At 61.6% G+C, this 15,167-nt stretch carries 15 protein-coding genes; 1 reads left to right on the plus strand and 14 read right to left on the minus strand.

Features of this window, described 5'->3' with window-relative positions:
• Position 1: 1 nt before the first annotated feature.
• The 11 genes from CEW89_RS05570 to CEW89_RS05620 form a co-directional block, all read right to left on the minus strand.
• On the minus strand, positions 2–1,195 hold the full coding sequence (locus CEW89_RS05570) for an ABC transporter substrate-binding protein (RefSeq protein WP_066704837.1): 1,194 nt from the start codon (positions 1,193–1,195) through the stop codon (positions 2–4).
• Positions 1,195–2,241, minus strand: coding sequence for a CobW family GTP-binding protein (locus tag CEW89_RS05575; RefSeq protein ID WP_066704831.1), 1,047 nt, complete (start codon positions 2,239–2,241; stop codon positions 1,195–1,197). Before CEW89_RS05575 ends, CEW89_RS05570 begins: the two co-directional genes overlap by 1 nt.
• A complete protein-coding gene (locus CEW89_RS05580) occupies positions 2,238–2,570 on the minus strand; it encodes a hypothetical protein (RefSeq protein ID WP_096805213.1) in 333 nt (110 codons plus the stop codon). Before CEW89_RS05580 ends, CEW89_RS05575 begins: the two co-directional genes overlap by 4 nt.
• Positions 2,571–2,646: 76 nt before the next feature.
• Positions 2,647–3,525, minus strand: coding sequence for a polysaccharide deacetylase family protein (locus CEW89_RS05585; RefSeq protein WP_096805214.1), 879 nt, complete (start codon positions 3,523–3,525; stop codon positions 2,647–2,649).
• Positions 3,526–3,548: 23 nt separating this feature from the next.
• Positions 3,549–4,616 (minus strand): ABC transporter ATP-binding protein, encoded by a 1,068-nt coding sequence (locus CEW89_RS05590; protein ID WP_096805215.1) that lies wholly within the window; start codon positions 4,614–4,616, stop codon positions 3,549–3,551.
• An 80-nt stretch (positions 4,617–4,696) separates the two neighbouring features.
• The gene (locus CEW89_RS05595; protein WP_096805216.1) at positions 4,697–5,917 is read right to left on the minus strand and encodes an ABC transporter substrate-binding protein; all 1,221 of its coding nucleotides are present in this window, start codon (positions 5,915–5,917) and stop codon (positions 4,697–4,699) included.
• A gap of 74 nt (positions 5,918–5,991) precedes the next feature.
• The gene (locus CEW89_RS05600) at positions 5,992–6,744 is read right to left on the minus strand and encodes an SDR family NAD(P)-dependent oxidoreductase (RefSeq protein ID WP_096805217.1); all 753 of its coding nucleotides are present in this window, start codon (positions 6,742–6,744) and stop codon (positions 5,992–5,994) included.
• Positions 6,745–6,768: 24 nt separating this feature from the next.
• Complete coding sequence (locus CEW89_RS05605) at positions 6,769–7,500, minus strand: SDR family NAD(P)-dependent oxidoreductase (RefSeq protein WP_096805218.1); 732 nt, start codon at positions 7,498–7,500, stop codon at positions 6,769–6,771.
• Entirely contained in the window at positions 7,497–8,339 is an 843-nt protein-coding gene (locus CEW89_RS05610; protein WP_096805219.1) for an ABC transporter permease, read from the minus strand. The genes CEW89_RS05605 and CEW89_RS05610 overlap by 4 nt, the downstream gene beginning before the upstream one ends.
• 3 nt (positions 8,340–8,342) lie before the next feature.
• Positions 8,343–9,254, minus strand: coding sequence for an ABC transporter permease (locus tag CEW89_RS05615; protein WP_096805220.1), 912 nt, complete (start codon positions 9,252–9,254; stop codon positions 8,343–8,345).
• Positions 9,254–10,276: an ABC transporter ATP-binding protein gene (locus tag CEW89_RS05620; RefSeq protein ID WP_096805221.1), complete on the minus strand. Its 1,023-nt coding sequence runs from the start codon at positions 10,274–10,276 to the stop codon at positions 9,254–9,256. Before CEW89_RS05620 ends, CEW89_RS05615 begins: the two co-directional genes overlap by 1 nt.
• A gap of 295 nt (positions 10,277–10,571) precedes the next feature.
• Here CEW89_RS05620 and CEW89_RS05625 point away from each other — a divergent pair, with 295 nt between their 5' ends.
• A complete protein-coding gene (locus tag CEW89_RS05625; RefSeq protein ID WP_198403502.1) occupies positions 10,572–11,576 on the plus strand; it encodes a GntR family transcriptional regulator in 1,005 nt (334 codons plus the stop codon).
• A gap of 111 nt (positions 11,577–11,687) precedes the next feature.
• On the opposite strand, the gene CEW89_RS05630 is transcribed toward CEW89_RS05625, so the two are convergent.
• The 3 genes from CEW89_RS05630 to CEW89_RS05640 all read right to left on the minus strand — a co-directional run bounded on the left by CEW89_RS05630 (position 11,688) and on the right by CEW89_RS05640 (position 15,149).
• A complete protein-coding gene (locus CEW89_RS05630; RefSeq protein ID WP_066704806.1) occupies positions 11,688–12,164 on the minus strand; it encodes a PaaI family thioesterase in 477 nt (158 codons plus the stop codon).
• Positions 12,165–12,248: 84 nt separating this feature from the next.
• Complete coding sequence (locus CEW89_RS05635) at positions 12,249–13,424, minus strand: acetyl-CoA C-acyltransferase family protein (RefSeq protein WP_096807140.1); 1,176 nt, start codon at positions 13,422–13,424, stop codon at positions 12,249–12,251.
• Between the two features lie 84 nt (positions 13,425–13,508).
• Positions 13,509–15,149 carry an acyl-CoA synthetase gene (locus tag CEW89_RS05640; RefSeq protein WP_066704804.1) on the minus strand — a complete coding sequence of 547 codons (1,641 nt, stop codon included), beginning with the start codon at positions 15,147–15,149 and terminating at the stop codon, positions 13,509–13,511.
• Positions 15,150–15,167: the final 18 nt, after the last annotated feature.

The following is a 15,167-nucleotide window of genomic DNA, read 5'->3' on the forward strand; positions in this document are numbered from 1 at the left end:
GCTAACTGGCGCGACGTTGCGCACGGCCTTTCGCGGCGGCCAGATCGACCAGCTCGTTCCAGCGGCGCACGACGTAATTATGTTCGTCCATGGTCGAATTCCAGATCGCGATGTGATGCGCGCGGTCCCTGCGTGACCCGCCAGAGCGGGTTTCACCCGCGCGGATCGCCGGACGCCCGGCCACGTCAACAAGGTCTTGCGATGCCGGAAGGCCCTCATACCAATAATCCCATTCCGCCTCGGACATATGGGCTTTCACGCGGTCCGGCACGGACATGTAATAGCCCTGACGCGCCACGACCGACCCCGCGTAGCCATCGAGATACCAGTTCAGCCAGTCATAGGCCCGGTCGAGTTTGTCGTCCTTCAACAGACGCGACAGGCACATGCCGCCATGCCAGGCGCGGTAGCCTTCGAGCGGGCGGGCCTGGCGCACATGAATGCCGCGGCGTTTCATTTCGACAATCGTCGGCGACCAGATCGAGGCGAGTTTCAACTCGCCGCTCATAAACCGCTCGACCGGTTCATCGGCGCGCAGCCAGAAGGGGCTCAAATGTCCGGCATGAATGAGGCTCTTGCCATGCTCAACGAGGGCGTCGATTTCCGCCACGGACATATTGCCCATGTTCTCGAATTCCATCTGCCCCGAGGCCGACAGAGCCAGCGCCAGATCGAAGAGACCGATCGCCGGCTCATCGACCAAAGAAACCCGCCCCGCCCATTGCGGGTCCAGAAGCGCCGCCCAGCTTCGGATGTCGCGGTCGACGTCCAGCCCTTCGGTCTCCACCCCGAAACTGTCGAAGTTGTAGAAAGTCGGCAGCATGGAAATCCGCCCACTCGGGCTGTCCGAGAGCGTCATGTCGTGCTGCACGAAGAGGCGCGAAGCGGGCACATCGCCCAGCGCCTGACGCCCGCTTGTCCCCATGATCCGCGACAGCTCGTCGAGATCGTCCCAATGGGTGATCCGGCGGGTGTCGATGGCCTGCACAGCGCGCCAATACCAGACGATGTCGAGGTTGTGGAAACACTGATCGTAGACGTCATAGCGTGACGGATCGAGCGCGGCCGTGCGTTGCGCACTGTTGAAATCCATCTCGATGAATTCGAGCGGAAAGCCCAGATCCGCCTCGGCGCGGTCCTTGAGAAAGCGCCAGGGCTGAATTTCCGTGGTGAGAATGCGAAGCGGTTCCGTCATCACGCGGCGGCCCGGACGCCGGAGAGCCCCATGAACGCGGCAAAGCTGCGACGGATCTGTTCGGGCGACAGCCCTTCGAGAATAAAGACGATGCGCGACTGGCGCGGCCCGTCCGGCCAGTGCGTCATATGCGTGGGCGCATGCACAAGATGCTGCACGCCGTGAATCGCGATCGGTCTGTCTTCGCCTTCGAGCGCCAAAATACCCTTCACCCTGAAAATCCTATCGCCATGCTTATGCAGCAACAGTGTAAGCCAGGTTCCGAACATAGTCCAATTGATCTCATCTTCGATGACGAGAGAAAAGCTTGTCACGCCAAGGACATCGTCATGATGATGCGCCGCGTGAGACGCATGGTGGTGATGGGCGTGATTGTGGCTCTCATGACCACAGTCCGGCCCGCAGATGTGACCATGTGCTTCCCTGCCGACCAGCCCCTCGGCAAAGGCCGCCGGACCAAAGCCGCCAAGGATCTCCGCCACCGGCGCCTCGCTGTTCACGATCCGCGCCGCCGGGTTGATCCGGGCCAGACGGTCGCGCAGCGCCTGATCCTGCCCCGGTTCCGCCAGGTCGGTCTTGGTCAACACAATGCGATCCGCCGCCGCGATCTGGCGGACGGCTTCGGCGCGATGCTCGACCTGAAGCCGCGCATTGACGGCATCGACCGTGGTCAGCACGCCGCCATTGGTGAAATGCGAGCGCAGCACCGGATGTGCGGTCAGGGTCTGCAACACCGGATAAGGATCGGCCAGCCCGGTGGTCTCGATCACCACGCGGTCAAAAGCGATCTCGCCCCGCGCCCGCAGGCTGTCGAGATTGCCGAGCGCTTCGGCCACCTCGCCGCGCACGGTGCAACAGATACAACCGGATTTCAGCAGGATCACATTGTCGTCGATCCGATCCAGAAGATGGTGATCCAGCCCCACCTCACCGAATTCGTTGATCAGCACCGCCGCCCCCGCCATAGACGGGTCTTGCAGCAGACGTTGCAACAGCGTGGTTTTGCCGGAACCCAGAAAGCCGGTGAGCAGAATAACAGGCGTCATGCGTCACCTCGCGCTTCCATCCAGGAAATCAACGCATCATCAAGCGGATCAAAGTCGCGGCCTGCGAGGGCTTCGGCCTCGGGCCAGAGATGCGACAGCGCCTCAAACACGCTCGACGCCCCGGTCGGAGAGGTCACGACATAGGACCGCCCCTGCCAGACATCGAGTTTGACACGGCGGTAAGAGAGAATGTCATTCGCGGCTTTCATGCGCCGCGCGGCCTCGGCCCGACGGGCGGGCATATCGTGGTTGCGTGTGTAGACGCCCGGCCGCGCAATCGCGTTGGTCCAGTGATCGTCACACCCGAGAATACCGCACAGGGAACACATGCTCCGCTCCTCTCAAAACCGTCGAAAAAGTCGGACGGCACAGGGGTGGCCGTCCGCCCAGTGAACCCACGAGGAGTCAGCCGCGTGGGAATTTCGCGTCGTAATTGTCCGCCATCTCGTTCATGGTGACAAATTTGACGCCCTCATGCGAGGCCATATGCTTGAACAGACGTTCGAGCATCAAAAGCACCTGCGGACGGCCGGAGACGTCGGGGTGGATGGTGATCGGGAAGACCGCGTAATCCATGTTTTCATAGACCCAGTCGAACTGGTCCTGCCACATCTGTTCGATGTCGCGCGGGTTCACAAAGCCATGCGAGTTCGGCGATTTCTTGATGAACATCATCGGAGGAAGGTCGTCGAGGTACCAGTTGGCCGGGATCTCGATCAGATCGGTTTCCTCGCCACGCTCCAAGGGCTTCATCCAGTCTTCCGGCTTGCCCGCGTAGTCGATCTTGGTCCAGCTGTCGCCCACGCGCACGCGGTAGGGTTCGAAATCCTTGTGCATCAGCGAGTGGTCATACTTGATGCCTTTTTTCAAAAGCAACTCGTTGGACACAGGCGAGAATTCCCACCACGGCGCCACATAACCGGTCGGACGTTTGCCGGACAGCTCGGTGATCAGGCCGATGCATTTGTCGAGAACCGCCTCTTCCTGCTCCGGGGTCATGGCGATCGGGTTTTCGTGGCTGTAGCCGTGAATGCCGATCTCGTGGCCGCGTTTGGCGACCTCTTTCATCTGCTCCGGGAAGGTTTCGACGGAATGGCCGGGGATGAACCACGTCGTCTTGATGCCGAGCTTGTCGAACAGGTCGAGCAGACGGATCGAGCCGACCTCGCCCGCGAACATGCCGCGGGAAATGTCATCGGGGCTGTCTTCGCCGCCGTAGGAGCCGAGCCAGCCAGCCACGGCGTCAACATCAATCCCGAAACCGACGAGAATTTCTTTTGCCATTGGATAAGTCTCCTGTTGGATGATTAAGCGTGAATGAGGGTGATGGAGGCTGGGTCGATCCCGAGGGTGACCGGTGCCCCAAGCGTCAGGGCGCGCACTTCGGGGCGATCGGCGCTGACTTCGACGGCGACGTCGCGCTCGCCTGGCAGGCGAACCTTGAGATGCCCGACCGCGCCGACGAGATGCCGTTCGGCCAGAACGCCGTCGATGCGAATCTCGTCCGGCGTGTGCAGCGGCGCGATGCGGAAGGCTTCGGCGGGAACGACCGCGAGGGTCTCATCGCCTTGGCCTACGCCTTTCATCATGCCGTAGGGGGTCTCGATCATACCGAAACCGGTGCCCGCCGCGCCTTTGGCCGTACCTTCGAACACCGTGTTCGAGCCGATGAAATCCGCGACAAAGGGCGTTTGCGGTCGACGATACAGCTCGCGCGGGGCGGAGATTTGTTCGACCACACCGTTTGACATGACGACGACACGGTCCGACAGGCCCAAAGCTTCGGATTGCGCGTGGGTCACGAAGATGAAGGTGATGCCCAGCTCGCGCTGCAACAGCTTCAATTCGTTCTGGATGATCCGGCGCAGGTTGGCGTCGAGCGCGCCCAGAGGTTCGTCGAGCAACAGAATTTCGGGTTCAACCACAAGCCCCCGCGCCAATGCAATCCGCTGACGCTGACCGCCCGACAGTTTGTCAGCCTTGCGATCCGCGAATTGCTCCAGATCGAACATGTCGAGGATGCGATCCACCTTGCGGTTGCGCTCGGCCTTGGGCGTGCCTTTGACGTCGAGGCCAAAGGCGACATTCTCGCGCACCGTCATATGCGGAAAAAGCGCGTAGTTTTGGAAAATCATCGAGGTCGGACGCTTTTCCGGCGGGATGTGGGTCACGTTCTGACCCATCATCATGACCTCGCCATTGGTGATGTCCTCGAACCCGGCGATCATCCGCAGCGTGGTGGATTTGCCGCAGCCCGACGGGCCGAGAAAGGCCACGAATTCGCCCTTTTCCACCTTCAGATCGAAGTCGGAAACAGCAACGGTGCCATCGGAATAGGTTTTGCCGACGGAAATCAGCTCGAGATCGTAGAGCATGGCGATCAGCTTTCGTGTTATATGTTCAGGAAATGGGCGGGCAGCCCGGAAGAGGTGAATGGACCGCCCGCCAACTCGGATCAGGCGTTCAGGAATTCGTCCCAACGCATGATCAGATGGTCGTATTCATCCGGCCACTGGTGCCAGTAAGCGACGTTGGACGCGCGCTCTTCGAGCGAGCCGCCATCGCGAAGATCGCCCGGGTTGATGCCGCGCTCGGCTTCGCCTTTCCACGGCGCCCCTTCGTACCAGAAGGCATAGGCGTCGGGGTCCATCGCCTCTTTGATGTTGGTCGAGGGCGAGTAGTAGCCCTGTTCGGTGACCGCGATGCCCGGCTCGCCCGACAGCCAGAAGTTGGCATAGGCGATGACGGCGTCGCGGTTCGGCGTGCCTTTGAGCATCGACGGCCCGATCGCCCAGCCGCGCGTGCCTTCTTTCGGCGTCGCGTATTTGGCGGGTTTACCTTGGGCTTTGACAGCCATGACGGCGGGCTGCCATGCGTCGCAGACGACCATTTCGCCGGAGGCCATCAGGTTGACGAGCTCGCCGAAATCACCCCAAAGCGCACGGAACTGACCGTCTTTCTTTTTGGAGATCAGGAACTTCGCCGCTTCGTCGATCTCGTCCATCGTCGGGTTGCCGGGGTTCTTGGCTTCCAGCAGACCGAGCGAGTTCATGGCGAGGATGGCCTGACCGATGGCGATGAGCGGATCGACGTTCAGACCGGATTTGCCCTTCCACTTCTCATCGAACAGCGCAGTCCAGGTGTTGGCTTCTTCGTCGGTGAGAACCTCGGGATTATAGCCGATGGAGTCAAAGTTGTAGACCGCCGGCACCATGTAGAGCTGGGTTTTGGCGTCATCCGCCCAGATCTGACCGGAGATTTGCGCGCGCGCATCCCATTTCGGATTGGTGGTGGTGAAGGTGTCGCGGATCGAGGCCCAGTTCGGCAAATCAGCCGCCGGAATGGGTTCGACGTTGTCTGTCGCGATCAGCGCCGGAAGACGTTCGCCGATGATTTCCCAGCAGTCGTAATCAGACGAGCCGGAGAGGATTTTGGTCTGCGCATCCGGGTAGGTGGACGGCGTGCCGGACACGGCACCGACGCCGGTCTGGGCCTTGAACATCTCGAGGATGCGGTCCTGCACCGTGGTCGACAGACCGGTGGTGCGCAGCTCCTGATCGCCGCGGTTGGCGGCATAGGCCATGCGCGACCACGGGTGAAGACCGGAGCCGAGGGCTGCGGCACCCGCGGCGGCCCCGTATTTCAGAAAGGTACGGCGGTTGGATTTCAAAGTCATGGTGTCTTTCCCTGTTGATGACGTGGTGACATTGAGCGAAGTGCGGGGGCGTTCGTCGCCCCTCGTTGGCGACCTCAGTAGCGGCCGGGCGTCAGCCCGCCGTCCACGGTGATGACCTGACCGGTGAGGTAAGACGCATCGGAGGAGGCAAGAAAGGTGATGACATTGGCGATCTCGGCGGGCTCGCCCAGACGCTTCATCGGAATGTAGGGCGAGGCGATCTCGGCGGCGTCCGGGCCAAGGCTGTGGCCCGGGTTGAGAAGCTGCGCAGTGCGGATATAGCCAGGGGCGACACCGTTCACGCGAATGCCCTTGGCGGCGAATTCGACGGCGAGGCCACGGATCATGCCGATCACACCTGCTTTGGCGGTCGAGTAATGCACATGCTCGTCCCAACCGTAGTTGGTCCCCATGATCGAGGAGAGGCAGACGATCGACGCGCCCTCTTTCATCGCCGGAAGCGCCGGACGGATCACCCGCATCATACCGTAGAGATCGACGTCGAGCGTTTCGTGCCAGGTCTCGTCGGTCATCTCCGCCATCGGCACACGCAGCGCGATCCCGGCGTTGGCGACGATCACATCGATGCCACCGAAGCGCGCGTTGAGACCACCAACCAGCGCATCCGCCGCCTCGGTCGAGCGCACGTTCAGCGCATGAAACTCGGCGCTGCCGCCCGCCGCTTCGATCTCGGCTGCGACCGCTTGGCCTTTGTCTTCGAGCACATCGGTGACGATCACATGATCGCCCTTGGCCGCGAAGGCCAGAGCCGCCGCACGACCGATGCCGATGCCCGCACCGGTGACGAGAACAATACGTTTATCCATTTGAGAGCTTTCCATTTTCTGGGGTCACAACATGACGTCGCCGGAGTTCGGCCCGAGCGTTTGCCCGACGAACAGAGCGGCATCGTCAGAGACGAGGAAGGAGACGACACCGCCAATCTCCGCCGGAGAGCCAAAGCGCCCGAGCGGAAGTTCCGCGCGTTTTGCGGTCTTCCACTCCTCGGAAAGCGCCTCCACGAGCGGCGTGTTGATCGGTCCGGGCGCCACGGCATTGACACGCACGCCTTGGGTCGAGACCTCGCGGGCCAGCGATTTCGTCATGCCGATCACGGCGGCCTTGGCACCGGCGTAATGGACCAGTTCGACCCCACCGATTTGACCGAGCTGCGAGGCGATGTTGACGATATGCCCCTGCCCTTTTTCGAGCATCGCGGGCAGGCAAGCACGGGTACAGAGGTAGTTGCCCCGCACATGCACGGCGAAGATTTTGTCGAACATGGCGGGCTCGATCTCGGTGAACCGCGCCTGATGGCCAAAGCCCGCGTTGTTGACCAAAATCTCCGGCGCGCCGAAATCTTCGGTGATCAGATCGACCATCTCTGTGACGGCGACCTCATCGCTGACATCGGCGGCATAGGCGCCTGCGACACCGCCGGCTGCGTGGATTTTCTCGACGGTCGCCTTGGCGGCCTCAAGCGAGAGATCGTTGACGGCAACTGTGTGACCGTCGGCGGCAAGGCGGAGCGCAATGGCCGCACCGATGCCGGAGCCTGCGCCCGTGACGAGAGCGATCATCATGCGTCCTCCTGACCGGAATAACGGGAGGCCTTTGCGGTGAAGCGCTTCATCAGGAGGCCGTAGATCACCAGAAGGGTGAAACTGAACAGCGTCGTGAGCACACCGAAGGCGAAGATGTTGGGATAGATTTCGACCGAGAACGTCCCGTAGATCGCCAGCGGCAGCGTCAGATCGCGACCTGCGGTGAAGAGCGTGCGGGCGAATTCGTCATAGCTGAGCGTGAAGGAAAACAGCATGGCGGAAAGCACGCCGGGGAAGATGATCGGGAAGGTCACGCGGCGGAAGGTCTGTGCCGGGCTTACCCCCAAGGAGAGCGAAGCTTCTTCGACGGTGCGGTCGAACCGGTTGAAAATGGCCAGCATCACGAGGAAGGCGAAGGGGTATGTGTAAACCACATGCAGCACGAAAGAGGTGCCCCACCACGCCCGGGCGATGCCCAGAGTGTTGGACAAAAGCGCCATGCCAAGCCCCACCAAAACGCCGGGCACCATCATGCCGAGGATGATCAGGTAAAACGCCGGACCCGAGCCCTTGAACCGGGTGCGGAAGGCTTCGGCGCTCATGACGCCCAGAACGGTCGAGACCACGGTGGTCATGAAAGCCAGCACGATCGAGCGCAGCAGGCTATCGCCCACCGGAAGCTGCGAGACGCGGGAGGTTTCGGCAAAGCCCAAGAGGTGCTCATACCAGTAGACGGACCATTCGCGGATCGGGAATTGCGGACCGCCATCGGCGCTTTGGAACGACAGGATCGTGAGAACGATCATCGGCCCATAAAGAAACAGCAGAAAGAGGACGGTATAAAGGGCGAGCGTCGGGCGCAGGATACGGGATTCCATGGCTCACATTTCCTTTCGCAGATCGACGAGACGCAGCGCGAGCGCGATCACGGCGGTGATGATGATGGTGAGAACCACACCGGCGACGGCGGCGAAGGCCCATTTGAGAGAGCCCACCTGGCTCACGATGATGTTGCCCAAGAGGTTGGTCTTGCGGCCCGACAGCGAGGCGGCGGTGGCAAACTCGCCCAGCACCATGACGGAGACAAAGATCGACCCGACCATGACCCCCGGCAGCGACAGCGGCAGGATGATGCGGCGGAAAATCGTCCCGAAAGAGGCGCCGAGATCCCGCGCAGCTTCGATCACGGAGATGTCGATCCGGCCCAGCATGAAGGTGATCGGCCCAACCATGAATACGCAGTAGATCTGGGTCATGCCGACGAGGACGGAGAATTCGGAGAACAACAGAAAGGTCAGCGGCTCATGGATGATCCCGAGTTTCATCAGGATCACGTTGATCGCGCCTTCGGTGCCGAGCATCGGACGCCAAGCGATGACGCGAATCAGGAACGAGGTCCAGAACGGGATCACACAGGCCACCAAGAGCGCGGTCTGAAGCGTCTTGTTGCGCACGAAAAGCCCGATGAACAAAGCCACCGGATAGCCCACCACGATGGTCGCGATCAGCACGATGACCCAGATCCGCAAGGTGGTCCAGATCGCGCCCAGATAGGTCGCGGAACTCAGGAACCGCTCCCAGCTGGCCGTGGTCAGGGTCGAGTTTACGGAGAAGGTGGTCTGGGTCCAGAAGGACACATAGATCACCATGGCCATGGGCAGGACCATGAAGAGGGTCATCCACAAAAGCCCCGGCGTCAAAAGCGCGATGGCGCGACGACGGTCCTTTTTCTCGCGAAGCTCAGCGGGGGAATGGGTGGTGGTGGACGGGGTGTCCGTCGTGAGGGCAGTCATCAGGCGGCTCCGTGGAATTGGCGCAGGGCATCGGCTGCGAAATGAAGGTCATAGCCTTGGCCTTCGACCAGATCGGGAAGGCGTGGCTGGCTGAGGTGATCGACGACCTGCAAGAGGGTGCCGTCTGCGGCGCGGAAGAATGACAAGGCGGTCGGCCCGTTGAATTCGCCGGTGAGATAGGTGGCGTGCAACGACGGGCGCGCGGACGGGGCGGTGCCTTTGGCGCTCACGTCGATTTGGTCGAAACGCACGGCAATCGGACCCTGCCGCAAGTCACCACGACAAAGACCGGCGTCGAAAATATTCCAGGCATTGAGGTGGCGCGCGGCCTCGGCATTGCCGGGATGGCTGAACAAGGTGTCCGGCGCATCCGATTGCATGATCCGCCCGTTGGCGAGCACGGCGACCTGATCCCCCATGGTAAGCGCTTCGGTCTCGGAGCCGGTGACATGCAGGAAGCTGACGCCAAGCCGTTCACGGATCGCCTTCAGCTCGTCGCACATCCGCGACCGCAGGTTGGCGTCGAGCGCGCCGAGCGGTTCATCAAGCAGAACGATCCGCGGCTCACACACCAAGGTGCGGGCCAGCGCGACGCGCTGTCTTTGACCGCCGGAAATCGCGCTGACGCCCCGATGCCCAAATCCGGTCAGACCGACCAACTGCAGAGCGGCATCGGTGCGGTCCTTGATCTCGGCCTCATTGGTCAGGGGCGCATGGGCGCGGTGACGCAGCCCAAAGGCGACGTTCTCCGCCACGGTCAGATGCGGAAACAGCGCGAAGTTCTGAAACACGAAACCGATGTCACGCAGATGCGAAGGCTGTCCGTCGATGCGCGCGCCGTTCAGAGAGATCGTGCCCTGATCCGGCTCTTCGAACCCCGCGATGAGACGCAACAACGTCGTCTTGCCTGCCCCGGACGCCCCCAACAGGGCCATGTAGGTGTTTTCCGGAACGACGAAGTCCACGCCATCCAAGGCCGTCGCACCGCCATATCGGCGACTTACCTGATTGAGAGTCAGCACTGAATATTCCCCGCGTCGAGTTTTTCGATTTTCTTGATACAAACATCAATTCATTCGAGTCAGCAAAGCAAAAAATGACTTTTGCATTCCAAAAATCATTTTTACACGCATCGCGCGATAGGGATTTCAGATTTTTGCCCTATAATTAGACAATTTAGCTATTTTTTTGATCAGAAGGAAAATTTGAGACGACGAGTTTTTCAACTTATCGATTTTCTGTATTCAAAAACAAATTGCTTCCAACCATTCCAGCAGCCACCTATTGTCAGGAGAAGATTCACGGAAAGAGGCTATGATGACCGTTACCGAAGCCACGTCCCGCAGCAGCGACGACAGTGACAAGCGCGCGCCTCTTTTCGAACTGGCGGCCGAACTCATTCGCAACAATATTGCCCAGGGCTACCTCTATCCCGGCCTCGTTCTGCAAGAGAGCGCACTGTCCGAACGGCTCGACATGTCGCGCGCGACGGTCAAACGCGCCCTGGAAATCCTCGAGGACGAAGGCGGTGTTCAGCGGTTTTCGGGGCGTGGCTTCGTGGTCTCGGGCACGACACATGACCCCAAACGCGAAGACCTGCGTCAGATCGAACTTGACCTCAGCATGCTCGACGGCAGTGCCGGAAAGCCGAGCTGGCTGCGGGTCTATGACGATGTCGCCTATTACGTCACACGTTGTCCGGTGTTCGGCTGCTACCGCATTGTCGAGGTGCAGATGGCAGAGGAATACGGTGTCTCGCGCACGATCATCCGCGATGTGCTCGGACGTCTCCAGGAGCGCGGCCTTGTCCACAAGAACCGCACCTCGCGCTGGATCGTCGAACCGCTGACCTCGAAAAAGATCAAGGACAAATACGAGTTGCGTGGCATTCTGGAGGTGGCGGCGCTGTCTTCGGCGAAACTTCCGACCAGGCAATTGCGCGACCTGGCGGAGGAAATTCGTGCCCTTTGCGACCAAACCGCACCGACGCCGGCGCAATGGTTTTCACTCGACCGGCGTTTCTTTGAGATGGTGGTGCTGAGCACACCCAACGAAGACCTGGCCAATTACGCGTCGAACAACCGACTGGCGCTGGAGGCCTGCCAGGCCGCGTTCTTTTCGCTCGGACTGCCACCAGACACGCAATCCATCCTGGAGCTTGGCCAGGTGATCGAACTGGCTCTCTCCGGCTCCGTCAAAGCGGCGCAAAGCATGTTGGCGATGCATCTGAAAAAAGCGCGTGACCGCACGATTGCGCAACTGAAGATCACCGCGATCCTGCCACCGCCCTCGGATTTCCCATCCTACCTGCAATTCACATGACCGCGCATCCCGTGCGCCGCGACGAGGACGCTCAGCGAAGGCGCGGGTCTGCACCCGTTCGCGACCTGACACCGCCCCCGAATCTTGCCCCGACCGATGCGCCGCAGCGCCTCAAAACTCGAGGATCAGGCAGGTCGTGGTGCCGAAGGCGACAACCCGGTCCTGCCCGTCGAGCAGCTTCGCCTCAGCCGTCGCGGTGCGGCGACCGGCGGTGAGGATCTTGCCTTCGCAGAGATACCGTTCACCGACTTTCGGCGCGCGCGTCAGATTGGTCTTGACCTCCATGGTCGTGTAGCCGATGCCCGCCGGTAGCATCGAATGCACTGCACAGCCCAGCGCCGTGTCGAGCACCGTCATCGCCCAACCGCCGTGCACGCCGCCCATCGGGTTGACGAAATTCGCAGGCGGGCTGGCCTCCCAAAGCGCACGGCCCTCTTCGATTTCGAGCATCCATTCATTGGCGACACCGCAAACCTGCGGCGCGGGCAGGTCTCCGGCAATGACGCGTTTGAACAGCTCGACCCCGGACAGGGTTCTCAGTTCGTCAATCGGGATCGGAGCCAGACGGCTGGTGTCGATGGTGTGCATGAAATTATCCTTTGATTTTGGCCACACCCGCAGATGTGGCGAACGGGGCCCGCCACGCGCGCCCCGTTTTGTCTCACGTCGCCGTCACAGAGCTTCGATCGCCAGAGCAATCCCCTGACCGCCGCCGATACACATGGTGATCAGCGCGCGTTTCTGGCCGGTGCGTTCCAATTCGTAGAGTGCCTTGATGAACAGGATCGCCCCCGAAGCCCCGATCGGGTGGCCCAGCGCAATCGCGCCGCCGTTCGGATTCACCTTGGCATTGTCCATGCCGAGCGTATTGCTGACCGCCAAAGCTTGTGCCGCGAAGGCCTCGTTCGACTCGATCACGTCGAAATCGGAAAGCGACAGGCCGGTGCGGGTCAAAAGCCCCTGAACCGCCGGGATCGGGCCAGTGCCCATGACCTCCGGGCGCACGCCCGCGACGTGATATCCGAGGATGCGCGCGCGCGGTTTCAGCCCGGCCCCGGACGCGGCCTCTGCCGTCGCCAGCACCACCGCCGCCGCCCCGTCGTTGAGGCCGGAGGCATTGCCCGCCGTCACAGAGCCGTCCTTTTGAAAGGCCGGACGCAGTTTGGCGAGGCTCTCAAGCGTGCTGGCCTTGGGGTGTTCATCGGTGTCGAAAGCCACCATGTCGCGTTTCACCCGAACTTCGACCGGCACGATCTGTGACTTGAAATGGCCTGCCTCGATGGCTTTGAGCGCGCGTTCCTGACTTTGCACCGCAAAGGCGTCCTGGGCCTCGCGGGTGATGCCGTATTCGGAGGCGACATTCTCCGCCGTGATCCCCATGTGCCCGGTGCCGAACGGGCAGCTCAGCGCCCCGAGCATCATGTCGGTCGCGCCCGTGTCACCCATTTTCTGCCCCCAGCGCAAGGCGGGCAGGATATAGGGCGCGCGGCTCATGTTCTCGCTGCCCCCCGCAAGCGCGAAGGAAGCGTCCCCCAGCATCAGCGATTGCGCCGCCGAGACGATGGCCTGAAGCCCCGAGCCGCAGAGCCGGTTGACGTTCATCGCAGGCGCCTCGTTCGGCACGCCCGCGCCCACAGACGCCGCCCGGCTCACATACATGTCGCGCGGTTCGGTGTTGATCACATGGCCGAACACCACGGTTTCGATCTGGCCGCCCTCGACACCGGAACGCGCCAGCGCCTCTTTCGCCACGATGGTTCCCATCTCGATCGGCGAGGTGCCCGCAAGCGATCCGCCAAAGGTCCCGATCGCCGTCCGCGCCCCGTCCAGCACCACGATATCTGTCATTGTCTTCTCCATTGATTGCGCCTGTTGCGCAGGTCAGGGGCGGGCCATGTCCGGCCCGCCCGTCTCATATCCGCCGACACCCCGTCAGCTTTGCAATTCCAGCGCCCGCGCCTGTTCGCGCAGCACGAATTTCTGCACCTTGCCCGTCGAGGTTTTCGGCAGCGGGCCGAAGATCACGGTTTTCGGCGCCTTGAAATGCGCCATGTTCTGGCGGCAATAGGCGATCACCTCGGCCTCGGTCACCGTGGCCCCGGCCTTGAGCGTGACGAAAGCACAGGGGGTTTCGCCCCATTTCTCATGCGGGCGCGCAACTACCGCAGCTTCCATGATCTCGGGATGCTTGAACAGCACGTCCTCGACCTCGACCGAACTGATGTTCTCGCCGCCCGAGATGATGATGTCCTTGGAGCGGTCCTTGAGCTGGACATAGCCGTCCGGGTGCATCACCCCGATGTCGCCACTGGCGAACCAGCCACCCCGGAACGCCTTGTCGGTAGCCGACGGGTTCTTGAGATACCCCTTCATCACGTTGTTACCGCGCATGAAGATCTCGCCCATGGTCTCACCGTCCCACGGCACCGGCGCGAGCGTCTCGGGATCGGCCACCATGAGACCTTCGGCCGCCAGATTGCGCACGCCCTGACGCGCTTTCAGAGCCGCGCGCTCAGAAGCCGTCCGCGCATCCCATTCGTCGTGCCAGGCACAGATCACGGCAGCGCCATAGGTTTCGGTCAGACCGTAGCCATGCGTCACGTCGAAGCCGAGCGCTTCCATCTTCTCGATGATAATCGCGGGCGGCGGAGCCCCGCCGGTCAGCACCTTGATCCCGGCCTGAAGGCCCTTTTTCAGTTCTTCCGGCGCATGAACCAGCATTGCCAGAACCACACTCGCGCCGCAGAAATTTGTGACCTTCTCTGTCTTCATCAACTCGAAAATCGGCTCTTCGCGCACCGCGCGCAGACACACCGCCGTGCCCGCTGCCGCCGCGATGGTCCAGGGGAAACACCAGCCGTTGCAATGGAACATCGGCAGGGTCCAGAGATAGACCGGCGCATTGCCCATTTCCCACATCACGATGTTCGACAGCGCATTGAGATGCGCGCCGCGGTAATGGTACACGACGCCCTTCGGGTTGCCGGTCGTGCCGGACGTGTAGTTGAGCGAAATGGCGTCCCATTCGTCCCTCGGCGGCGCCCACATGAAATCCGCGTCGCCCTCGGCCAGCACATCGTCATAGCTCAGCGCGCTGACCCGCACGCCGCCTTCAAAACTGTCGTCCAGAATGTCGAGCACGAGAATGTCGTCGCGCCCCGTCATCTTGACCGCCTGCGCGGCCACTTCCGACAGTTCCGGATCGACGATGAACACCTTGGTTTCGGCATGGTTCAGAATGAAGGCCACGGCCTCGGCATCGAGACGCGTATTGATCGCATTGAGCACAGCGCCCGCCATCGGGACGGAGAAATGCGCCTCGTACATCTCCGGGATGTTGGTCGCGAAGATGGAAATCGTATCGCCCCGCCCATAGCCGCGTTTCACCAGCGCACTGGCAAAGCGGCGGCAGCGGTCATAGGTTTCCGCCCAACTCCGGCGCACATCGCCATACACGACAGCCGTGCGCTCAGGGTAGATATGCGCCGTGCGGGCCATGAAGCTCACCGGCGTCATCGGAACGTAATTCGCGGGCGTCTGGTCCAGGCCCAGATCGTAAATCGTATCTTTCATTCGGATGTCCTCCTCCGT

Origin of the sequence: Celeribacter ethanolicus (assembly GCF_002407265.1) — a bacterium.
Lineage (GTDB): Bacteria > Pseudomonadota > Alphaproteobacteria > Rhodobacterales > Rhodobacteraceae > Celeribacter > Celeribacter ethanolicus.